The sequence below is a fragment of the Syntrophorhabdaceae bacterium genome (assembly GCA_036504895.1).
Taxonomy (GTDB): domain Bacteria; phylum Desulfobacterota; class Syntrophorhabdia; order Syntrophorhabdales; family Syntrophorhabdaceae; genus PNOM01.
Map to the genome: position 1 here is coordinate 13,180 of DASXUJ010000075.1, position 19,564 is coordinate 32,743.

Below are 19,564 nucleotides of genomic sequence, written 5' to 3' on the forward strand. Positions count from 1 at the left end.
TAAATCTCCGGCCCATGATAAAGAGCCCCTCGGGTCCCCTGCCGGAGATCCTGTTTTCCCGGAGGCTTTCCCTTCCCCAATGATTTATAATTTATTTATCCAGGTCCCTTTCTTCTTGAACCGGACCCGAAGGAGAGGAGGAAGCCACGATGGCTAAACACGCAAGCCCCGTCACCGCCGCTATTCGCATGCTCAAAGAGAGAAATATACCCTTTACGGAGCATCCTTATAAATATGAAGATAAAGGCGGAACTCATGTGTCCGCAACGGAGCTGGGAGTGGACGAGCACGGGGTGATAAAAACCCTGATAATGGAGGATGAAGAGAAAAGACCGCTTGTCGTGCTCATGCACGGAGACAAGCAGGTCTCGACAAAAGAGCTTGCCCGTATCGCGGGAGTGAAGCGAATAGGGGCGTGCAGTCCGGAAACGGCATACAAACATTCGGGCTACCTGGTGGGCGGCACCTCACCCTTCGGTACAAAGAAAACAATGCCTGTCTATATGGAGGAGACTATCGCCGACCTCCCGAGAATTTACATCAACGGAGGGCGGAGAGGTTACCTCGTCGGAATAGACCCTAAAGACCTTATGGACCTCCTGAAGCCCGTATCGGTAAAAGTGGCGATTTAGCGGGAAGGAGCCGACCGCAACCGGTACACGAAACTCCTTCCCGATCGAATCCGCCATTTTACCATGATTTATTTCATTTTGGCTTGAACGTTTCGCAGGTTCTCCGCCGCCACGTCCTTAAGCATCCTGCCCTCGTCCCGTTTCACATCGGATTTGGACACTCTCCTGTTGCCCGCGTTTTGGATCGCTTTTTGATAAAAACCCTCTGCTTCCTGATAATTTCCCCGTGATTCGGCGATAGTCCCCATGTCATTGAGGGCAAAAGGGTTATTAGGATCGGCCTGGTAGGCCTCGTTCACGAGGGTCCTGTACCGAAACATGTCTCCCTGCTCCCGCCAGCCGATCGCAATACGCATTTTGTCATTCGCAACCTCACGAGAGCTGCAGGCAACAAGGCCTACTAAAAGAACACATAACAATAAAATGAAGCAAACTGTTTTTCTCATATGAAACCTCCTATTCTATTTTCTCACTTTATAATGCGCAATAGGGGCATTTTCAAGGCATAAGGAACCTTTTGAGGAAAATAGTTTCTTAGCTGGAATACTTTGCTGTACTGAAAATTATGTTTTTAGGGGCGAAGGGAGCCCTTCAGCGGTCAAAATGAAACGGCGCGGTTATACCGTCCGCGCCGTGATTTTGTTTTTGAAACGATCAGATTCTATCTCAAAAATAGATTGCGGTGATCCGAATATTATCACGCGTTCTCTTTTCCGACCTTCTCCACGTAACAGTCATAGCAGCACCGGCTCTCTTTCATGTAATTATGCTCGTCGCACACGTACTTACCGCATTGGGCACATGGGGCAACTCCCTTAGTCGAAGGACAGAATTGCTCGTCGCATAGCCGGTTGCCTTTGGCATCGAACTTCCTCTGGGTCATCCTTACCCAGTCGTCCGCCTGCCTCTGCTTATCTTTGATTATCTCTTCCATAATATCGGGTCGCCAGGCATTGAGGAAATCGCCCACCTCCCCCTCGATTACAGCATCTCTCACCGCCTGCTCTTTATGCTGCTTCGTAACCCGCTCGACAATTTTATCGATCTCATCCCGGTCTTCAGGCTCGATCTTAAAACCCAACCTCTTTATGTCCGCCAATATACCCATCTTTCCTCCAACTCCATTGAACGCGTTAAAGTAAATTTCACCGGATGTAATTTATACTTTTTCACTAATTCTGTCAATTTTAGGGCCAGTCGATAGCTTAGGGACAGTCGATAGTCTCTAGTCGATAGTCGTTAGTGAAAAGACTTTACGGCCACTACTTTAAAAAGGCGGAGGCTCAGAAATTGATTGACATTGGGCGGTCTGGTGGGCTATTTTACCCATGTTTTAATAAATTCCGGCGGTCGATAATAATAATGAAAGGTTTCATTACAATTGACAGGGAAAGGTGCAAGGGATGTACCTTTTGCATTGAATTTTGCCCGAAGAAGGTCATCGTCCTTTCGGACCGGCTTAATGCGAAGGGATATTTCACGGCCGAGTACCCGGAAAACGACCAGTGCACCGGGTGCGCTACGTGCGCCGTCATGTGTCCTGAAGTGGCTATCGAGGTATTCAAAAGTTGAAAAAGCTCATGAGCGGCAACGCAGCGTTGGGAGAGGCGGCGGTCTTAGCGGGATGCACCTGCTATTTCGGCTATCCCATTACCCCCCAGAATGAGCTTACCGAATATATGGCAAAGCGGATGCCTGAAGTCGAGGGCGGCGTATTTATACAGTCGGAGAGCGAAATTGCGGCCATCAATATGGTCTTGGGCGCGAGCGTCGCGGGGGCCAGGGCCATGACCTCTTCAAGCAGTCCCGGCATAAGCCTCAAGCAGGAAGGCATTTCGTACCTCGCCGCGGACGAGCTTCCCGCGGTGATCGTCAATATGGCGAGGGGCGGTCCCGGCATGGGGAATATCTCTCCTGCCCAATCCGATTACCTCCAGGCCACCCGCGGAGGAGGACACGGTGACTACCGGACCATCGTGCTCTGTCCTTCGTCCGTCCAGGAATTGGCCGATCTCGTACCCGTGGCCTTCGATCTCGCGGATCTTTACCGGAACCCGGTGCTTATCTTAGGCGACGGCATGCTCGGCCAGATGATGGAGCCGGTCAGCTTCGACCATATCACAAAAGGCAAAGATTTTCCGAAAGATTATATATTGAACGGGGCAAAAGGCAGGCCCTCCCGCATGGTCCGCTCCCTGCTTTTCGACACCAAGGAAGAAGAGGAGCACAACTGGAAGCTTTACAGAAAAGTAAAGCGGATGGAGCAGAATGAAGTCCGCTATGAAACCACTCTTCTCGATGACGCGGAGATGGTAGTCGTCGCCTACGGCACGTCCGCCAGGATCGCGAAGGGAGCGATTAAAAGGCTCCGGCAGGAAGGCCTTAAGGTCGGCCTTATCCGTCCCATCACCGCATGGCCTTTTCCTAAAGAGATCATAAAAGAAACGGCAAACAGGGTCGAGGACTTCTTTGTCTTTGAGATGAGCACAGGTCAGCTCATCGAAGACGTTCAGCTCTCCCTCGAAGGAAAAGGGCGGATCCACTTCTACGGGAGGCCCGGGGGAGTTATACCCACGCCCATAGAGCTCTATAGGATAATATCCCGCCATTATTATCAGTCCAAGCGGGGGAAAGCATGAAACAGGTGTATGGGAGACCGAAATGTCTCAAGGAAGCCCATTTTCACTACTGCCCGGGGTGCGGCCACAGTATTGTGAACAGGCTTCTCGCAGAAGTGATCGATGAGATGCAGCTCAGGGACAAGATCATCTGTGTCGCCCCCGCCGGGTGCGGCATGCTCCTCTATAATTATTTCGACATTGACACCCTGGAATCGGCCCATGGCCGGGGCGCCGCGGTATCGACGGGCATTAAGCGCGTCCTTCCCGACAACCTCGTCTTCTCCTACCAGGGCGACGGGGACCTTGCAGCCATAGGCACCGCCGAAGGGTTTCATGCGGCGAACAGGGGCGAGCTGATTTCGGTAATCTTCGTGAACAACGGGGTATACGGCATGACGGGCGGACAGATGGCGCCCACCACCATGATCGACCAGGTGACCACCACGTGCCCCTCCGGCAGAAACCCCGCCCTGGCCGGACATCCCGTCAAAGTGTGCGAAGTCTTCGCCGTTCTCGGCGGTACCTCGTACCTGGAAAGGGTCGCGGTCAACAAGCCCTCCGCGGTAGTGAAAGCAAAAAAGGCGATCGTCAAAGCCTTTCAGCACCAGATGAACAAGACCGGTTTCTCCCTCGTCGAGGTCCTCTCCCCCTGCCCCACCAACTGGAAGATGACCCCCATCCAATCGTGCAAATGGATCGACGAGGTGATGGTAAAAGAGTTTCCCCTGGGCGTAATCAAAGAGGTCAAATGCTGATCAAGACCATATTTTCAGGTTTCGGCGGACAAGGCGTGCTCTCCATGGGATATACCGTAGCCAATGCCGCCATGCATGAAGGCAAATACGTAACCTACTTCCCCTCCTACGGCGTGGAAGTGAGGGGCGGCACCGCGAATTGCACGGTCGTGGTCTCCGATGAAGAGATCGCGTCTCCGGTCGCCTCGGAGCCCGATTTCGTGGTCGCCATGAACCAGCCCTCTTTCGCGAGATTTCAGAGCGTGCTTCAGTCGGGCGGCCTCATCTGCGTCAACTCCTCGATCGTGGACCCCTCATCCGCCCGCCACGACATTGAGGTCCTGCCGGTTCCCACCACAAAGCTCGCCGAACAGGTCGGCTCCGTGAAAGTGGCGAACATGATCATGCTGGGCGCCTTCATCCGGGCAAGCAGCATCATCTCTTTCGATTTCATGTTAAAGAACCTTACCCAGATTTTGGGGGAAGGAAAGGCAAGCCTCATCAAGCTCAATAAAGCAGCCCTCGAACTGGGCTTTAATTTTGTAAAGGAGTAAATCCTTATGTTTATCACACAAATCTCAATTGTACTCGACAATGTTCCCGGCGCAATGGCCAAGGTAAGTGAACTTCTCGGCCGGGAAGGGGTAAACATAAGGGCTATCTCCGTTGCCGACACCTCGGACATCAGCACCGTAAGGTTCGTGGTGGACGACCCGGTGAAAGCGATCAACATCCTCAACGCAAACAGTTTCACTACCAAAGAAACCGATGTCCTCGCAGTGGAGACCCCCGACCATCCCGGCGGCTTAAACGCCGTGCTGAAGCCCCTCAAAGAAGCCGGCATCAACGTCCATTACCTCTATCCCCATTTAGGCAGGGCAGGCGGCCAGGCGATAGTGATCCTGGGAGTGGACAAGATAGAGAAGGCGCAGAAGGCGCTCAAGCAGAACTGGATACGCACCCTAGGCAAAGAAGTCTATAACATTTAAGGGCGAGCTGCCTTCCTTCCCAGCTCTTCGTTGCCCGCGTCGTCACTCTCCTTGACGTATTTCCAATACGCCTGCGTCGGCTCCTCCTAGTCGCCTCGATCTGAAAAGGAATCCGGCCCGCCGCAGATTTTACGTTTAGTTAGAAACTCAAAAAAACCCTTTTTCAATTGAATTAACTTTCTCAAACAAAAAGCCGATATATCTATGATGACCGTGAGGCTTTTACCTCTGCCCCATCGGGACCCATTATATCCATAGGAGAGAAAGATGGCATTATTTGAGTGGAGCAGTGACCTTAGCGTAAATGTGGCGGAAATCGATGCACAGCACCGGCAGCTCGTCGAGATGATAAACAGACTGAATGATGCAATGAAACAGGGGAAGGGCAAGGATGCCATCGAGAAGACCCTTGCGGACCTTTTTTCCTACGCGGGAAAACATTTCGCCACCGAAGAAGGCTATTTCGCCAAATTCGGATACCCTCTCGCGGCTGTGCATAAAGCCAAGCATACGGCATTCGTGGAAAAGGTATACGACTTCAAAGAAGATTACGGAGCCGGCAAATTGAGCCTCACCCTGGAAGTCATGACATTCCTCAAAGACTGGCTGAAGAGTCACATACAGGGTGAAGACAAAAAGTACGGACCTTTTCTTAATGAGAAGGGATTAAAGTAGGAACTCTTCAAATCAGGTGCAAAACCGGATTACCAAAGGAACATGGGACAGAAGGACACCTATACTATTATATATTTTGGCGCCATGAAAAGGCTGATTATCGGCTTTCTCATGTGTATCGTGTCAGCAGCGGTTTTATGTGCGCAGGAAGCGCAGGAATTGGTTTCCCGGGCTGAGAGGGCATACCGTTCGGGCAATGAAGAAGCCGCGAAGGGCCTCTATCTGAAGGCTGCCGCCATGGGGAGCGCAGAAGCCCATTACCGGTTGGCAGTGGGCTGCCATATGATACGGGAAGAAAGAATTCGCCACTATTCGGAAGCCGCAAAAAGCGGTCACGTGAAGGCATTTGAAGAGGCCCTCGACATGCTCCTTTTCCAAGCCAATAGTTTAACCGAAACAGAGCCGCAAATAGCGCTCAATCTTTACCTTAACGTCAAAAAGGCCAATCCCAAGCTGAATACCCGGTATTATGAGGAAGAATGGGTAAGGACCATCAAGATGTGTGCTGAGGCCAAGGGTTTCGATGCATCGCAATTCATGAAGAAATACGGGATAAACAAAGCAAAATGTGAATTTTACTCGATCTGGGAGCTGGCCGAAGAGGCCTCAGGGGGAGGACGGTTCGGCCAGCCCGACCCGGAGCTGGTCTTTAACCTCGTCATGCGGGGAGGATGGTCGCCTGTTGAATTAATATCGGCCGTGAAAGAAACATATGGGAACTGGAAAAACGGCACGGTAAAAAAGTTCGATATCTGCGACTACGTGCAAAGCGGTTACGGTCAGAGTTACTGCGCCGCACAGAAAGAGGAGGAGGACCGGGAAGAGGAGAACTCTCGATACGAGGAGCTGAAGGCAAAGCTCAACAAGAAGGGCAGAGAACTTCTGGGGAAGGCGCTCCGTTCAGCGGATAAATTCTTTGAAGAGAGGGCGGAAAATGAGGAAGGCTTTCGCTGCGGCACGGCTCACGCCGCCAGGGTCCTTTCTTCACGGAAGGAGCATGGGGACGAGTATTTATCCCTGGTGGAAAAGGTGTTGAAAAACAGATTCATGCCTTCTCCCGAGGACAGCCTCCGGGTTGCGGATCAAAAGCTTAATAAGATATATCAGGACATATCGGATAAATTAAAGAAGGACGAGAATTCTCCTCGTGCTTGCGTTCCGACTCGGGAGGAGATAAAGACTGTCCAACGCCTTTGGATAACCTATAGAGACGCCTCGACCAGACTTTTCGTCTCCATCAATCCGGCCGTAAATGAAACAACATGGAAGAGCTGGCTCACGGAGAGAAGACAAAAGGAACTGGAATCAGTACTTGAGCTGGTGCAATGATCAGGAGGTCATTGAATCCTCCTCGGCTCGAACCCGGTCTTTAATTTATGCTTTGGAAGTAATATCTTTCGTGGTCATGTGATAGGTCTTCATGATACGGAACAGCTTTCCCACCGACACCGTTCTCCGTCCCAGTATTGCCCTTCTCTTCTTCAACATCTTCGGCAAACCCAATAAAAAATCTCTATACACCTTCAGAAGCACCGTAACCAGTCTCGCCTTCGAGTGTTCCTCGGAGAACTTTCCGGCTGCGCCTTTTCCTGTTATGGCGCCAACGGCCTGGTGGGCGTAGCGGAGGAAGGTGAACATCTGGCCGTAGATGATGAGCGGTAAAGGAAAGTCCTTTACCATGAGCCACATCCTGTTCCTCTCCACCAAATAGGCTTTGAAGGCGGAGTAATAGCCCGAGGTGGCGGAATGGAGGTGCCGGCATTTGGCGGCGGGGGCGTAAACGCAGCGCCAGCCTCGTAGTTGGGCGCGCCAGCCGAGGTCGGTGTCGTCCGCATAGGCGAAGAAATCATTGTCGTAGTATTCGCCGTCAATGGCAATGTCTTCCAACATTTCCCGTTTAAAGAGGGCACAGCAGCCGCTTGCGAAGAAGACCTCTTCTTCCCGGGCGTAGTTGGCAGCGGGCTCCCATTTGCCGCGGCCCATGGCGAGGCCGTCGGGGTAGACGGCGATGCCGGCGGCATCGATGGTGTCGGGCGGGTCCATGACGTCTATTCTCGATGCGCAGGCGCCGTAGCCTTTGTTTCTATCCAGGGCTCTCTTCATCTCCGACACGCAGCTCATATCGATTTCCGTGTCGTTATTGAGGATGAGCACGTATTTGCCGCGGGCGCGGTCTATGCCTATGTTATTGCCTCCGCCGAAGCCGAGGTTTCGGGCTATCTCGATGAGGACCACTCTTTTGTATTCATCCCGTATGATCTGCTGGGAGCCGTCGGAGGAGCCGTTATCCACTACGATTACTTCGAGGTTCGGATAGTCCTGGGACAGAACCGTATCGAGACAGCCCCTGATAAAGACATTCCCGTTCCAGTTGAGTATCACTACCGAGATGAGATCTTCCATTTAAAAGCAGGCTCGAGGAATTTGGGCGTAGGCGCACATGAATAGGTAAATGTAGTGTAAAGAGGAGCCTAAGTCAAGACAGATTTCGGACCTTTCTATCCTTCGGCCCTTGGCTTCACTTCAAGAAAAGGCTTTCCCAGGTAGAGGTCGTAGAGGGCCTTGCCCACGAAGAAATCGGCCCATGCGATGCCGATATCAGGCAGGGTTGAATTTATGATCCATTTGTCCGGCGGCACGGATTGGGCGATGAACTGGGCAATACTGAAATGACCCATCAGGATCGTCCCGTAGATGACGAGGAGGCCGTTCAGGAGGTATCCGTAGAGGGCTGTCTTGCGCGACAAATAAAGAGCCGTGACCACGAACATATCGATGAGGGGCAGGAGGAAGGCGAGAAATGTGGTGCCGTTGAACACGGTCATGCCGGGGTGGATTTTGTCCGGCACGAGGAACGGATGGATTCGGTAATGGAGCAGGAATCCGGAGATCGCACACAGAAAGAGCGCCAGTACAAGGGTCCGTCTCATCGATCACTTTCCAAAGAAGCCTGCGACGTGGCCAAGATAGAGGGTCAAGCCTGTAGTCACCATGTGGAGTATCCACCAGCCGGGTTTATATCTCAGGAAATAGCGGATCACATCACCTCCATAGCAAATGACCGATTGCATACACCGCCGATATGGCTATAAAATGAATGAGCCACCACAGGGGCCGCAAAAGCCCTATCTTTCTCGATAAGCTTTCCTTTTCCACATGGACCTGCCTTTGGGGGAAATATAATGCCTTTAGTATTTTAAGCATTGGGACCGCCTCGTTCAATGGGCCGGTGTCGAATGTATACAGGATATATCCCTGTGAGCATAAAAATCTGCTTGACATATATGACCGTAACCGTATAATAATTGTATACATAGCTCTTTAATTTGAGCGCGTGCGGGTTCGGGGGCAGTGATATCCCCGGAGGTGATGCAGGATGGTCGGGCCGCCACCTGAAGATTTGAAAAGTCTTCAGGTGGCGGTTTTTTTGTTGTTGAAAATCTCAGGAAAAGGGGGTAATTATGAGCGGAAGCAGGTTATCGTTCCTATCGGCAATGGCTTTGATCTGTCTGTTTTTCTCTTTCACCGTAGCGGGGGCCTTTGATGAGAAACAGTTGAAGGACCTCAGGAAGTCGAATAACTGCGCCAAATGCGATCTGACGAACGCGAAGCTGGGCGGCCTCGATCTTTCCTATGCCGACCTCTCTTCATCGAATCTGACCGGCGCGGACCTGTCGAATTGCACCTTTTACAGCGCCAATCTGTCAAAAGCGAATCTTACGGGGGCCAACCTCACCGGGGCCAACCTCTATGACACCAATCTTTCGGGGGCGAATGTTACAAAGGCTAATCTCACCAAGGCGAACCTTCATAGCGCGAAATGGATAAACGGCAAATCGTGCAAGCAAGGTTCCATAGGAGAGTGCAAGCAGTAGCCTGGCCTACAGAAGAGTCTTACAGGGGGAAAAGTTCGCCGTCGACCATGTTGAAACGCCTTCTTCCGATGGCGCCTATTTCAGGGTCGTGGGTCACGAGGATGAGGGTCGACGCGAGCTTCTCATTGATCGAGAGTATGTAGTCGAGCACCTCCCGGCCCGTCTTTCTGTCGAGGTTGCCGGTAGGCTCGTCGGCGAGGATCACTTCCGGCTCGCTCACAAGGGCGCGCGCGGTGGCGACCCGCTGCTGCTCGCCGCCGGATAACTCTCCGGGTTTATGAGTGCGCCTTCCGGCCAGACCCATGATCTCCATGAATGCCTCGGCCTTCGAGGTAGCCTCACCCATGCTCATGCCCCGGATAAGCAGGGGCATCCTGATATTCTCGATCACGTCGAAATCCTGGAGGAGGTGGTAGAACTGGAAGATGAACCCCACTTTCTCATTCCGGAAGCGGCTGGCTTCATCTTCCGAGAAGCCATGGACATCGCGCCCCCTGAAATGGATATTACCCTCCGTAGGCTGATCGAGGGCGCCCAGGATATGGAGGAGGGTACTCTTTCCCGCTCCCGAGGGCCCCATGATGGTGATGAGGTCCCCCTTCTCCACGTCCAGGTCCACTCCTTTGATAACACGTATCTCCAGGCCGTTCTTTCGGTATGCCTTCTTGAGCCCTTGTACGCTCAGGATCGTTTCACTCATAACGCAGGGTCTCCACGGGGTCTATTTTTGCCGCCCTGTACGAAGGGTACAGGGTCGCCAGGATACAGATACAGGTAGTCACGAGGGCCAGGAGGAAGACATCGAAAAGGCTGATTTTCATCGGCAGGGTGCTGATGTAATAGATGTCCCTCGGCAGGGTGATGATATGGTACGTCTGCTGTATTTGACAGAGGATATAGCCTGAAAAGGAGCCGATGAGGGCGCCGAAGATGCCGATGGTTATCCCCTCCACCATGAATATCTTGATGATGCTCCTCTTCTTTGCCCCGATGGATTTAAGAATGGCAATATCTTTCCTCTTCTCCATTACCGTCATGATGAGAGAGCTCACGATATTGAAGCTCGCCACAAGGATAATGAGGGCAAGGATTATGAACATGGCGATCTTCTCGAGCTTCAGGGCCGAGAAGAGGTTCTTGTTCATCTGAATCCAGGTGCGGGCAAAATAGCCGGGGCCGAGACGCCGGGTGATCTCCTTTTGCACGTCTCCCGCCTTATACACATCCGCAAGCTTCACCTCTACCCCCATGGGACCTAAACCGAACATCTTCTCCGCATCTTCAAGGGACATGATGATAAGGGTATTGTCGATCTCGTACATGCCCGTCTCAAAGACTCCTCCCACCCTGACTTTCACCGTTTCCGGCACCGCCCCCATGGGAGATATGCCTCCGAAGGGGACCATGAGCGTGAAGGAGTCCCCCTGAAAAAGCCCCAGGTGGCTCGCGATCTCTTTGCCCATAATCACCGTGCCGGGCTGACTCAGGGAATCTATCCTGCCTTCCTTCATGAGGCCCGCCATGAACTTCACCTGGTCGGGGTTAAAGGATTTTACGGCCACACCGGAAAGCTGCGATCCCCTCTGGACGATCGCCTGAAAAGTGACGTAAGGGAACGTATGGGTCACGCCGGGAATAGTCTTAATGGCATCGACCACCTGAGCAGGGGTTTTATCGATCCCCCTCGGGTCCCAGAGCACTACCACGTGAGGATTGATGCCGAGGATCCTCTCCCTGATCTCATCCTGAAACCCCGTCATGACGGCGATTACCACGATCAAGGCCATGACGCCGATGGCGATGCCTGCCACGGACATCCAGGTGGTGAAAGAGATGAACGCCTCTTTCCGCTTGGAGCGCAGATATCTCAGCCCGATAATCGATTCGTATTTCATGGCCTGAGCAAGGGGAAGAGGATGACCTCCCGTATGGACTGGCTGTCGGTCAGCAGCATGGTGAGCCTGTCGATGCCGATGCCCTCCCCTGATGTAGGCGGAAGACCGTATTCAAGAGCCGTGATGTAATCCTCGTCCATCATCGCCCCTTCTTCCTTCTTCTCGATCTGTTCGAGGAACCGGGCCTTCTGGTCCTCCGGGTCGTTAAGCTCGTTGAAACCGTTGGCGATCTCCATGCCCGATATGTAGAGCTCGAACCTCTCCGTGATCTCCGGCCTCTCCTTGCTCCTCTTCGCGAGGGGAGAAACCTCAACGGGATAATGGGTGATGAAAGTGGGCTCCATAAGCTGTTTCTCGCAAAGCTCCTCAAAAATCTTCGTAATCAGCTTGCCCCTCGTGTCTTTGTCCGCGTCCTCGATCTCGAGACCTTTTGCAAAGGAGACGAGGCTCTCGATGGACTGCTCTTTTTCGAGGTCGAATCCTCCGAACTCCTTGAGCGCCTGCTCCATGGTCATCTTTCGCCAGGGAGGGGTGAAATCGATCTCCCGGCCGCTGAAGGCGATCTTATAGACGCCGTAGAGCTCATGGACGAGAGACGAGATCATATCTTCCGTCAGGGCCATATTGTCTTCATACGTGGCATAGGCCTGGTAAAACTCCACCATGGTGAATTCGGGGTTGTGGCGGACGGAGATCCCTTCGTTACGGAAATTCCTGTTAAGCTCGAATACCCGTTCCAGACCTCCCACCACGAGCCGCTTGAGATAAAGCTCCGGGGCGATCCTGAGGTAGAGGTCCATGTTCATCGCATTGTGGTGCGTCACGAAGGGCTTCGCCACCGCGCCCCCCAGGATGGTATGCATCATGGGCGTCTCCACCTCTATAAAGTCTCTCTTGACGAAGTAATTCCTTATAAACTGGATAATTTTGGCGCGTTTTATGAATACGTCCTTTACGTCCTGATTTACGATAAGGTCGAGGTATCGTTTTCTGTAGCGTTCTTCCACGTCCTTTAGGCCATGCCACTTCTCGGGCAGGGGTCTCAGCGACTTGGTGAGGAGCCTCGCCTCTTCGGCAAGGATGGTGAGCTCTCCTGTTTTGGTCTTGAAGGGTTTGCCCTTCACGCCGATGATATCGGAGATATCGAATTTCTTGAATATATCGAATTCCGGCTCTTTCAGAATATCTTTCCTCACATAGACCTGGATACGGCCCTTACGGTCCTGAATGTGGAGAAAAGCGCTCTTGCCGAAATCCCTGAAGGCCATGATCCTTCCGGCAACCGCCACTTTCTCTTCCGTTTTATCGAGATCTTCGTGGGAATAATCCTTGAAGCGTTCTTCAACCTCGATGGTAGTGCTGTAGGGACCTCTGTCCTGGGGGTAGGTCTCTATACCCGCCTCCCTCAATTGTTTTTCCTTCTCTTTTCGTACGGCTACCAGCTCGTTGATGGGTTCCATGCTCTCCTCCTCCTATAGCTCCACTATAACATCATAGTCCATGGTTTTCACTACTTTCCCTTCCCTGATCTGGCCCGCCGAAGCATCGCCTTTTATAAATGCGAGCCCGTCGATGTCGGGCGCCTGGGCGAGAAGCCTGCCCACCATGTGGTCTTCCTCCTGCCCCTCGACGATCACCGTCACGGTCTTTCCCATGAGACGCCCGAGTCGGCGTTTCGAAATTCCCTGCTGGACCTCCATCACCTTTTCGTAACGCGCCTTCTTCACGGCCTTCTTCACCTGATTCTTCATTTTATAGGCAGGAGTGCCCTCTTCCTTCGAATACATGAAGGCGCCCAGCATGTCGAATTCCCATTTTTGGATAAATGACACAAGGTGATCGAAGTCCTCGTCCGTCTCTCCGGGAAAACCGAGAATAAGGGTGGTCCGAAGCGTCATATCAGGGCTCTTTGCCCTGATCTCTTCGAGGAGCCTCTCGAGGTCGGCCCTGGTATAGCCCCTGTTCATAGCGCGGAGGATAGAGTCCTCCGTATGCTGGATGGGCATATCCATGTAGGGGATTATCCTGGGATTATTCGCCATGAGGTCGATAAGCTCTCCATCGATGCCCCGGGGATGCATATATAACAGGCGCAGGTAATAGTCGCCCTCTATTTCGAGGAGCATCTTGAGAAGGGACTTAAGGGGGCCGCCCGTATACCGGCCATAGGAGGTAATATCCTGTCCCACGATATTGATCTCTTTGAAGCCTTCCGAAAGGAGCCAGAGAAACTCCTCCCGCACCTTTTCCGGTTCCCTGCTTACGAGAGGACCGCGTATATCGGGGACCGTGCAGTAGGTACACCTGTTGTCGCACCCTTCCTGAATTTTCAAATATGCCGAAGGGCCGCTCGTGAGCACCTTTCGGGGAAAGGTCTCGGAAAAGTCTCCTTCCCTGAGTATGAACCCGCTGGAACCGATGTGAGAGCCGATCTCACTATAGGAATTCCGGCCCACGAAAAGGTCTACCTCGGGCAAAAGCTCTTTGAGACTCTCTTTGTAACGCTCTATCAGGCATCCGGTCACGATGACCCGCCGTCCTGTCTCTTCCTTTGCCTGGGCTTCCGTGAGAATGGTCTCTATCGATTCCTTTGCCGCGTCGCCGATGAAAGCGCACGTATTTATTACCACCGTGTCGCACTCTTCGGAGAGGGTGTGGCCCCCTTCCTCCAGTTGCTTCACGATATATTCGGATTCCACAAGGTTTTTGGGGCACCCGAGGCTTATGATCTTAAATTTCAATAAATTCTCCTCTTTTCATCAGCACGCACCTTGTCGCGCATGCTTCTTTTCTTCTGCCCGTGCAGGACGCGCCGATACCCACTCTATGGCACAGGAGGAAATCGTATTTTAAAGGGTCCTCCGGAGATATCTTCCGAAGGGCCCCCGTGATATCCTGTGCCGCATGCCAGGAAGGGCTCTTCCGGTCCGTCCACCCAAGGCACCGGCCTATTTTAAAAAGGTGGGTATCGAGGGGGATCACCAGGTCCTTCTTATCCATAAAAGTCCAGAGACCCTGATCGATCTCATCCTTCCTCACCATCCACCTGAGATAAAGGTTCCATCTCTTGAGCGGGTTCGCAGGGAGGCCCTTCGGGAAGAAGAAGAGCAGGTCCCTGTCATCGCCGACTATTTCCTGCCTGAGCCTCCATATGGCTTCCCTCGTATCTCCTTCGTAACGGGCACGAAAGAACCCTTCCACGCTCCCGTAGCCGATCAGGATTCGCCTGAGCGCCGCAAAAAGGCGCCTTATCTCATCGCCTTTTTGAAACCTGTAATAGAGGCCGTCAAGGAGCGACCAATCTCCCGCGCGCACGAATTCGGCGGGGCCGGCGCCCATGCGCGTAAAAAGGTCCCCGAGGAACCTCTTCATCACCTCGATGCGGCCGTAAGCGAACTGGGACGCGAAAAAACCTGCGACCTCTTTGTCCCGGGCTTCCCCGTAGGCATGGACAAATTCAACCGGATCGCCGCTGATGAGGAGAGGCAGACCCGCCTTCTCTCTTTTATATATCTCTTCGAGTTTAATACTTAAATTCCCGGGCGAAGCGAAAACAGGAACCCACCGCTTCTCAGGCGTCCTTTATTGCGCGAATGACCCGCTCTTTCCAGGCGTTCACCTGTGCTTCAAACATCCGCCCCGTCTCTTGCCTCGCATGGGTCCACTCTTCCCACGTCTCCACGTTCGGCTCTATTCCGTCGCCGGAGACACCCATCTCCGCCAGGCGGTCCATTACCTTCACCCGGACGTCCTGTTCCTTCTTCGCCATCTCCAGGGTAAAACGGTCCCTGATCTCACCCAACTCCTCCATCAGCGAGCCCGGCAGGCGCCCTGCCGCACGGTCAATCAGGGAGATAAGGCGGTCAATTTCTTTTGTGATGTCCAATTCTTCAAGAAGCAGACCGAAGAGGAGACCTCTCTTGAGACCGGATTCGGCATCAATTTCATCTACCTCTTTCAGTGCCCTTTCTTCATCGGTCATGCCTTCCAGATACCGTCGAAGAGTGGCCCTTAACCGGTTTTCGATCTCTTTTTTCCGTGACTCTTTCTTTTCCTCCTCGTCCATGACGAGGTTTCTCGTCCTCTCCATCGCGAGCTCAATAGCACTCTTTATCTCAGCCATAGATTTTTTTATGACCTCTCTTCGAATTCCACCTTAAAGGTATCATCCTTATCATATTTTTGCGGGCTATATTCTACAACAAGGGCATCTTCCAATCCATAGAAGATGTGGGCGCACCGGGGTCGGATATGTATCTTATCCCCTTTCGTCACCGTATATTCTGCCCTTTCTTCCGTGTCCATATCGATACAGACGCCGCGCATCCGGCCCGTTATTACATAAAAAGTCTCTTCCTTTTCCTGGTGGTAGTGGCTTCCCCTCCAAAAACCGGGCTTCAGCTCGAATACTGCGAGATGGCGCAGCACTTCTCCATAGGAAATCTGGGCAAACTCGCCTTTTTCCTCGACCCATCGCTTCGCACCATCGATCTCCCTCGTCTCGGGAAGCTTCTCTATCCTCACCTTATTCATGGCCCGTCCGTCTCCTTGAACTTTTGCACGTATATCTTAGCAGATATGGGACACAGCCGCAACGACGGATCGGCTCTTGCCGGGAAAAACGAGTCGGAAGGAGCCGATCAAAAAAGGCCGGCGATAATGGAGAGGCCGTTCACGAAGTAGAGTATACGGACGTACTTACCGTATTGGTCGAGGAGTAGCCAATCATCGGTGGTCCTGACGATCATGAGCATCTTTCGGAATAGGGGAATGCTGAAAAGAGACAGAATTGCCGCAGGTGAAAGGAATCTCAGGAGTACCAGCGCCGCGATAGACCCGTAGATGAGTACGAAAAAGAGGATAAGACCATAGTAAGCGCCTTTCTTCCCCAGCCTCACGGCAAGGGTATATTTCCCCGCCAGTATATCCGTCTTCATATCCGGCAAGCTTTGGTAATAGAGGATGGAGGCTACCATTAGCCCCACAGGCACGGATATGGCGAGGGGTTTCCAGTCGGGCCGGCCGGCAATCACCCAATAAGTGCCCACCACCATGACCGGCCCCATATTGATCCCCACAAAGATTTCTCCCAGCCCATGATACCCGTACCGCAAGGGCGGGGCCACGTAGAAGAGGCTGCTTAAGAATGCGAAGAGCACGAGCGGTGCGATGCCATAGAGGTCAAAGGCGATCATAAGATAAAAGGCAGCGACAAAAGCGATAAAGTAGAGTATGACGATCGCCCTCAGGATCGCCCGGGATGATATTTTCCCCTCCTGAATGACCCTGGATCCGCCAATAGCCTCGCCCTCGTCCGTCCCTTCTTTGTCCTCGAAATAATCGTTCGCGAGATTGGTTGCGAGGTGAACCATAAGGGCCGCAAGTATGATTACCAGAAACCGGCCCCCGTGCCACCCCTCGCCCCTCGCGAGGATCCAGCCGATAAGGAGCGGCACCAGGGTGGCGACAAAAAAAGGAGGGCGGCTCGCCTGCACCCAGGCCCTGAGTTTCGATTGGTTTAGGGATTTTTCCATTTACAGAGCTTCCTCTCGAGGACATCGAAGGTTTCGTAGAGAATGATGCCTATCACGGAAAGGGATATGATTCCCACAAACATGGTGGCATAGTCGGCCCTCCCCCATGAATCGATGATGTAAAAGCCGAGCCCCTTGCTCGTCCCGATAGATTCAACGAAAAAGAGCACTGCCACCGACGTGCCGGTGACGATCCTGAGCGACGTGAAGATACCCGGAAGGCTGACGGGCCAGACCACGTGGCGGTAGAAGTCGAAACGGCTTCCCCCCAGGGATTTCAGGGAATAGACCACCTCAGTGTCGATACTCCTTGCCGCGTCGCGGGCGGTAATGAGGAGCTGAAAGAAGATGATCATGCTGATAAGGACGATCTTGCTTGTGTCCCCCAGACCGAAAAGAACGAAAATAATCGGCATCAGTACTATTTTGGGGATCGGGTATCCCAGGTAGATCAGAGGGGCAAAGAGGCGGTCGAACCGCGGCGTGCTCCCGAGGAAAAGTCCCAGCGGCACGGCGGTTACAAAGGCAATGGTCAGGCCGGAAAAGATGCGAAAGGCGCTTGCCCCCACGTGTCCCCAGAATGTGCTTTTCCCGATCTCTTCAAATCCCTGGGAAAAAACCACGAAGGGGTCCGGGAGAAGCTCGCTCCCCAGGAGGAGGGAGAGCACGTACCAAAGGGCATAAATAACGAGTATGGTGGCGGCATAGGCAAGGAGCAGTCGTTTCTTCATGCAGGAAACTCGAGGACGCGCCTGAGTTCCAGGCTCCGTTCAAAAAATTCGGGCCTGCTCCGGTAATCCGGGTCTCCCGCGGCAGGGTTGTCGATTATTGCGGCAATGGACGCATTGTTGTCCAGGACCATAATCCTCCGGCCCATGAAGATCGCCTCGTCAAAACTATGGGTTACGATGATGAAACTGAACCGTCGCTCGTTGAATACCGCCAGAAGGCCGTTCTGGAGACGCTCCCGTGTAAGGGTATCTATGGCGGCGAAGGGCTCGTCGAGTAAAAGCAGGTTCGGCCTGAGAAGGATTGCCCTTGCGAGGGCGACCCGCTGACGCTGCCCCCCGGAGAGCTGGGTCGGGTAGAGGTGATCGAGGTCTTCGATGCCTAATTCCCTTTTCACGTCTCTTATCTCGCCTTCGGCAACATCGATCTTCTGAAGCTTCGCGCCGAGGGTGATATTGGCCCCCACCGTCTTCCATGGGAGAAGGCCGTAATGCTGGAGCACGAGAGCGATCTTTTTGGTCGGGCCCGTAATCACGTGTCCCTCGAGTCGAAGGGTACCCGCGCTTGGCTGCAGAAGCCCGGCGATCATGAGGAGGAGAGTGGTCTTTCCGCAGCCGGAGGGTCCTACGATAGCAAGGGAGTCCTTATGGGAAAGGCCGAAACCGATCTCCCTGAGCACCGTCTTCGGCTCAGGACCGCTAAAGAAGGTCTTTCCGAGTCCGGCTATCTCAAGAAGATCATGGGAGGTAGCCATCCGCCACCAGTTGATTATAAAGGACCTCTTTTTTGATGCTCCCCTTTTTGTGAAGCCACTGAGACACTTCCCTCACCTGCTCCCTCGGAAGGATAGACGGGCCGGGAAACCGGGGGATGGGGAAGCTCAGCTTAAGCTGGTCCGGAATCCTGCATTCCCTGTTCATAATCGAACGGGCTTCTTCAGGATTTTTATTGATATATTCCGAAGCCCTGGCCACAGCGCGCACAAAGGCCTTTATCTTTTCGGGGTTTTTATTCGTAAATCCATCATGAAATGCGAGGACCGTGGCGGAAAGCCCTCTGCCCGCGTCATCCATGATCGATTTGCCGCCCTTCATCTCCGCCAGGGTCGCAAGGGGCTCGGGCAGGACCGCGACGGATACCTGACCCGCAGTGAGCATCTGCAAGCGAACCGGTATATTTTTGATCTCCACCATTTTCACCTGGGAAGGAGAGATATTCCTGAGGGAGAGAAATTTGGCGGTAAGAAAATCGAGGATTGTATTGGAGCTTACCGCCACTCCACCCCCCACCACGTCATTAAGCTCTTTTCCGGAATATTTAGGCGCGAGAATAAACGCGAACATCCTCTGGCTGGTGGAGTTATAGACTACGGCCACGATCTTGATGGGTATCCTGTTCGCATTGAGGACCATGCATGTCTGGATGTCTCCGAAATATCCTGCAATCTGTCCCGAGGTAAAGGCGACGTCTTTTTCAAGGGCCGAGTTAAATGCGACAAGCTCTACGCTTATGCCCTGCTCTTTAAAGAACCCTTTTTCCGCCGCGACAAAAACAGGGAGGCATTGGATTACGGGAAGGGTGCCGAAACGGATATCGGGGGCAGGATAAGCCCGGCCCGGAACCAGAAGAAAGAAAGAAGCGATTGCCAATAATGCCCATTTCCCTATTCTCACATTGTCCTCCCGGAATTGATTCTCTGAATTCCCCCATCCGGCCTTTCGGCGCAACACACCTGTAACGGTTGCTACTTTATCATGAAAAGGTAGTGTAATCAAGGATGAAAGAGGTCTTGCCGCGCGGGGATATTTCGGTGAGGGATTCACCCATACGTAATAATGGTCGAACCGGGACGGACCTTTTTGAATCCATGCCGCCCGCTG

General features: G+C 53.0%; 24 protein-coding genes. 9 read left to right on the forward strand and 15 right to left on the reverse strand.

Translation table 11 applies throughout. The annotated features are described in order from the left end of the window. Positions 1–149 precede the first annotated feature (149 nt). Complete coding sequence (gene ybaK / locus VGJ94_10375) at positions 150–632, forward strand: Cys-tRNA(Pro) deacylase (GenBank protein HEY3277016.1); 483 nt, start codon at positions 150–152, stop codon at positions 630–632. Between the two features lie 68 nt (positions 633–700). Here the strand turns inward: ybaK and VGJ94_10380 are convergent, their stop codons facing one another. Both VGJ94_10380 and VGJ94_10385 read right to left on the reverse strand, forming a co-directional pair. Next, positions 701–1,078 carry a hypothetical protein gene (locus VGJ94_10380; GenBank protein HEY3277017.1) on the reverse strand — a complete coding sequence of 126 codons (378 nt, stop codon included), beginning with the start codon at positions 1,076–1,078 and terminating at the stop codon, positions 701–703. A 251-nt stretch (positions 1,079–1,329) separates the two neighbouring features. Beyond that, complete coding sequence (locus VGJ94_10385) at positions 1,330–1,740, reverse strand: hypothetical protein (GenBank protein HEY3277018.1); 411 nt, start codon at positions 1,738–1,740, stop codon at positions 1,330–1,332. A gap of 254 nt (positions 1,741–1,994) precedes the next feature. On the opposite strand from VGJ94_10385, the gene VGJ94_10390 reads away from it, so the two are divergent. From VGJ94_10390 to VGJ94_10420, 7 genes are all read left to right on the forward strand, one after another. Continuing rightward, on the forward strand, positions 1,995–2,204 hold the full coding sequence (locus VGJ94_10390) for a ferredoxin family protein (protein HEY3277019.1): 210 nt from the start codon (positions 1,995–1,997) through the stop codon (positions 2,202–2,204). After that, positions 2,201–3,271 (forward strand): 3-methyl-2-oxobutanoate dehydrogenase subunit VorB, encoded by a 1,071-nt coding sequence (locus VGJ94_10395; GenBank protein ID HEY3277020.1) that lies wholly within the window; start codon positions 2,201–2,203, stop codon positions 3,269–3,271. Before VGJ94_10390 ends, VGJ94_10395 begins: the two co-directional genes overlap by 4 nt. Next, positions 3,268–4,008, forward strand: a complete 741-nt coding sequence (locus VGJ94_10400) for a thiamine pyrophosphate-dependent enzyme (protein ID HEY3277021.1) — start codon at positions 3,268–3,270, stop codon at positions 4,006–4,008. The genes VGJ94_10395 and VGJ94_10400 overlap by 4 nt, the downstream gene beginning before the upstream one ends. Then, the gene (locus VGJ94_10405; GenBank protein ID HEY3277022.1) at positions 4,002–4,541 is read left to right on the forward strand and encodes a 2-oxoacid:acceptor oxidoreductase family protein; all 540 of its coding nucleotides are present in this window, start codon (positions 4,002–4,004) and stop codon (positions 4,539–4,541) included. The genes VGJ94_10400 and VGJ94_10405 overlap by 7 nt, the downstream gene beginning before the upstream one ends. 6 nt (positions 4,542–4,547) lie before the next feature. Then, positions 4,548–4,976, forward strand: a complete 429-nt coding sequence (locus VGJ94_10410; protein HEY3277023.1) for an ACT domain-containing protein — start codon at positions 4,548–4,550, stop codon at positions 4,974–4,976. Positions 4,977–5,243: 267 nt separating this feature from the next. Beyond that, entirely contained in the window at positions 5,244–5,651 is a 408-nt protein-coding gene (locus tag VGJ94_10415; protein HEY3277024.1) for a bacteriohemerythrin, read from the forward strand. Positions 5,652–5,693: 42 nt separating this feature from the next. Beyond that, the gene (locus tag VGJ94_10420) at positions 5,694–6,980 is read left to right on the forward strand and encodes a lysozyme inhibitor LprI family protein (GenBank protein HEY3277025.1); all 1,287 of its coding nucleotides are present in this window, start codon (positions 5,694–5,696) and stop codon (positions 6,978–6,980) included. 45 nt (positions 6,981–7,025) lie between these two features. On the opposite strand, the gene VGJ94_10425 is transcribed toward VGJ94_10420, so the two are convergent. Then, the gene (locus VGJ94_10425; protein ID HEY3277026.1) at positions 7,026–8,054 is read right to left on the reverse strand and encodes a glycosyltransferase family 2 protein; all 1,029 of its coding nucleotides are present in this window, start codon (positions 8,052–8,054) and stop codon (positions 7,026–7,028) included. 95 nt (positions 8,055–8,149) lie between these two features. Next, positions 8,150–8,581: a hypothetical protein gene (locus VGJ94_10430; protein HEY3277027.1), complete on the reverse strand. Its 432-nt coding sequence runs from the start codon at positions 8,579–8,581 to the stop codon at positions 8,150–8,152. A 531-nt stretch (positions 8,582–9,112) separates the two neighbouring features. On the opposite strand from VGJ94_10430, the gene VGJ94_10435 reads away from it, so the two are divergent. After that, on the forward strand, positions 9,113–9,526 hold the full coding sequence (locus VGJ94_10435; GenBank protein ID HEY3277028.1) for a pentapeptide repeat-containing protein: 414 nt from the start codon (positions 9,113–9,115) through the stop codon (positions 9,524–9,526). Between the two features lie 19 nt (positions 9,527–9,545). Here VGJ94_10435 and VGJ94_10440 read toward each other — a convergent pair whose 3' ends face one another. From VGJ94_10440 to VGJ94_10490, 11 genes are all read right to left on the reverse strand, one after another. Then, complete coding sequence (locus tag VGJ94_10440; protein HEY3277029.1) at positions 9,546–10,226, reverse strand: ABC transporter ATP-binding protein; 681 nt, start codon at positions 10,224–10,226, stop codon at positions 9,546–9,548. Next, positions 10,219–11,421 (reverse strand): lipoprotein-releasing ABC transporter permease subunit, encoded by a 1,203-nt coding sequence (locus VGJ94_10445; GenBank protein ID HEY3277030.1) that lies wholly within the window; start codon positions 11,419–11,421, stop codon positions 10,219–10,221. Before VGJ94_10445 ends, VGJ94_10440 begins: the two co-directional genes overlap by 8 nt. Continuing rightward, positions 11,418–12,881: a lysine--tRNA ligase gene (lysS, locus tag VGJ94_10450; protein ID HEY3277031.1), complete on the reverse strand. Its 1,464-nt coding sequence runs from the start codon at positions 12,879–12,881 to the stop codon at positions 11,418–11,420. Before lysS ends, VGJ94_10445 begins: the two co-directional genes overlap by 4 nt. A gap of 12 nt (positions 12,882–12,893) precedes the next feature. Then, positions 12,894–14,162 (reverse strand): 30S ribosomal protein S12 methylthiotransferase RimO, encoded by a 1,269-nt coding sequence (gene rimO / locus VGJ94_10455; protein HEY3277032.1) that lies wholly within the window; start codon positions 14,160–14,162, stop codon positions 12,894–12,896. Then, complete coding sequence (locus VGJ94_10460) at positions 14,152–14,949, reverse strand: TIGR02757 family protein (GenBank protein ID HEY3277033.1); 798 nt, start codon at positions 14,947–14,949, stop codon at positions 14,152–14,154. The genes rimO and VGJ94_10460 overlap by 11 nt, the downstream gene beginning before the upstream one ends. 43 nt (positions 14,950–14,992) lie before the next feature. Further along, entirely contained in the window at positions 14,993–15,544 is a 552-nt protein-coding gene (locus tag VGJ94_10465; protein HEY3277034.1) for a hypothetical protein, read from the reverse strand. A gap of 8 nt (positions 15,545–15,552) precedes the next feature. Further along, positions 15,553–15,954, reverse strand: coding sequence for a cupin domain-containing protein (locus VGJ94_10470; protein ID HEY3277035.1), 402 nt, complete (start codon positions 15,952–15,954; stop codon positions 15,553–15,555). A 107-nt stretch (positions 15,955–16,061) separates the two neighbouring features. Beyond that, on the reverse strand, positions 16,062–16,955 hold the full coding sequence (gene menA, locus VGJ94_10475) for a 1,4-dihydroxy-2-naphthoate octaprenyltransferase (GenBank protein HEY3277036.1): 894 nt from the start codon (positions 16,953–16,955) through the stop codon (positions 16,062–16,064). Next, on the reverse strand, positions 16,940–17,686 hold the full coding sequence (locus VGJ94_10480) for an ABC transporter permease (GenBank protein HEY3277037.1): 747 nt from the start codon (positions 17,684–17,686) through the stop codon (positions 16,940–16,942). The genes menA and VGJ94_10480 overlap by 16 nt, the downstream gene beginning before the upstream one ends. After that, complete coding sequence (locus tag VGJ94_10485; protein ID HEY3277038.1) at positions 17,683–18,438, reverse strand: ATP-binding cassette domain-containing protein; 756 nt, start codon at positions 18,436–18,438, stop codon at positions 17,683–17,685. Before VGJ94_10485 ends, VGJ94_10480 begins: the two co-directional genes overlap by 4 nt. After that, complete coding sequence (locus tag VGJ94_10490; GenBank protein ID HEY3277039.1) at positions 18,422–19,357, reverse strand: ABC transporter substrate-binding protein; 936 nt, start codon at positions 19,355–19,357, stop codon at positions 18,422–18,424. Before VGJ94_10490 ends, VGJ94_10485 begins: the two co-directional genes overlap by 17 nt. Positions 19,358–19,564: the final 207 nt, after the last annotated feature.

Excerpts from the sequence above, each read along its gene's own strand:
- menA (HEY3277036.1), bottom strand. The coding sequence starts at position 16,955 with ATGGAAAAATCCCTAAACCAATCGAAACTCAGGGCCTGGGTGCAGGCG.
- lysS (HEY3277031.1), bottom strand. The coding sequence starts at position 12,881 with ATGGAACCCATCAACGAGCTGGTAGCCGTACGAAAAGAGAAGGAAAAA.
- VGJ94_10390 (HEY3277019.1), top strand. The coding sequence starts at position 1,995 with ATGAAAGGTTTCATTACAATTGACAGGGAAAGGTGCAAGGGATGTACC.
- VGJ94_10480 (HEY3277037.1), bottom strand. The coding sequence starts at position 17,686 with ATGAAGAAACGACTGCTCCTTGCCTATGCCGCCACCATACTCGTTATT.
- VGJ94_10415 (HEY3277024.1), top strand. The coding sequence starts at position 5,244 with ATGGCATTATTTGAGTGGAGCAGTGACCTTAGCGTAAATGTGGCGGAA.
- VGJ94_10380 (HEY3277017.1), bottom strand. The coding sequence starts at position 1,078 with ATGAGAAAAACAGTTTGCTTCATTTTATTGTTATGTGTTCTTTTAGTA.
- VGJ94_10445 (HEY3277030.1), bottom strand. The coding sequence starts at position 11,421 with ATGAAATACGAATCGATTATCGGGCTGAGATATCTGCGCTCCAAGCGG.
- VGJ94_10470 (HEY3277035.1), bottom strand. The coding sequence starts at position 15,954 with ATGAATAAGGTGAGGATAGAGAAGCTTCCCGAGACGAGGGAGATCGAT.
- VGJ94_10420 (HEY3277025.1), top strand. The coding sequence starts at position 5,694 with ATGGGACAGAAGGACACCTATACTATTATATATTTTGGCGCCATGAAA.
- VGJ94_10425 (HEY3277026.1), bottom strand. The coding sequence starts at position 8,054 with ATGGAAGATCTCATCTCGGTAGTGATACTCAACTGGAACGGGAATGTC.
- ybaK (HEY3277016.1), top strand. The coding sequence starts at position 150 with ATGGCTAAACACGCAAGCCCCGTCACCGCCGCTATTCGCATGCTCAAA.
- VGJ94_10465 (HEY3277034.1), bottom strand. The coding sequence starts at position 15,544 with ATGGCTGAGATAAAGAGTGCTATTGAGCTCGCGATGGAGAGGACGAGA.
- VGJ94_10385 (HEY3277018.1), bottom strand. The coding sequence starts at position 1,740 with ATGGGTATATTGGCGGACATAAAGAGGTTGGGTTTTAAGATCGAGCCT.
- VGJ94_10435 (HEY3277028.1), top strand. The coding sequence starts at position 9,113 with ATGAGCGGAAGCAGGTTATCGTTCCTATCGGCAATGGCTTTGATCTGT.
- VGJ94_10405 (HEY3277022.1), top strand. The coding sequence starts at position 4,002 with ATGCTGATCAAGACCATATTTTCAGGTTTCGGCGGACAAGGCGTGCTC.
- VGJ94_10430 (HEY3277027.1), bottom strand. The coding sequence starts at position 8,581 with ATGAGACGGACCCTTGTACTGGCGCTCTTTCTGTGTGCGATCTCCGGA.
- VGJ94_10400 (HEY3277021.1), top strand. The coding sequence starts at position 3,268 with ATGAAACAGGTGTATGGGAGACCGAAATGTCTCAAGGAAGCCCATTTT.
- VGJ94_10485 (HEY3277038.1), bottom strand. The coding sequence starts at position 18,438 with ATGGCTACCTCCCATGATCTTCTTGAGATAGCCGGACTCGGAAAGACC.
- VGJ94_10440 (HEY3277029.1), bottom strand. The coding sequence starts at position 10,226 with ATGAGTGAAACGATCCTGAGCGTACAAGGGCTCAAGAAGGCATACCGA.
- VGJ94_10410 (HEY3277023.1), top strand. The coding sequence starts at position 4,548 with ATGTTTATCACACAAATCTCAATTGTACTCGACAATGTTCCCGGCGCA.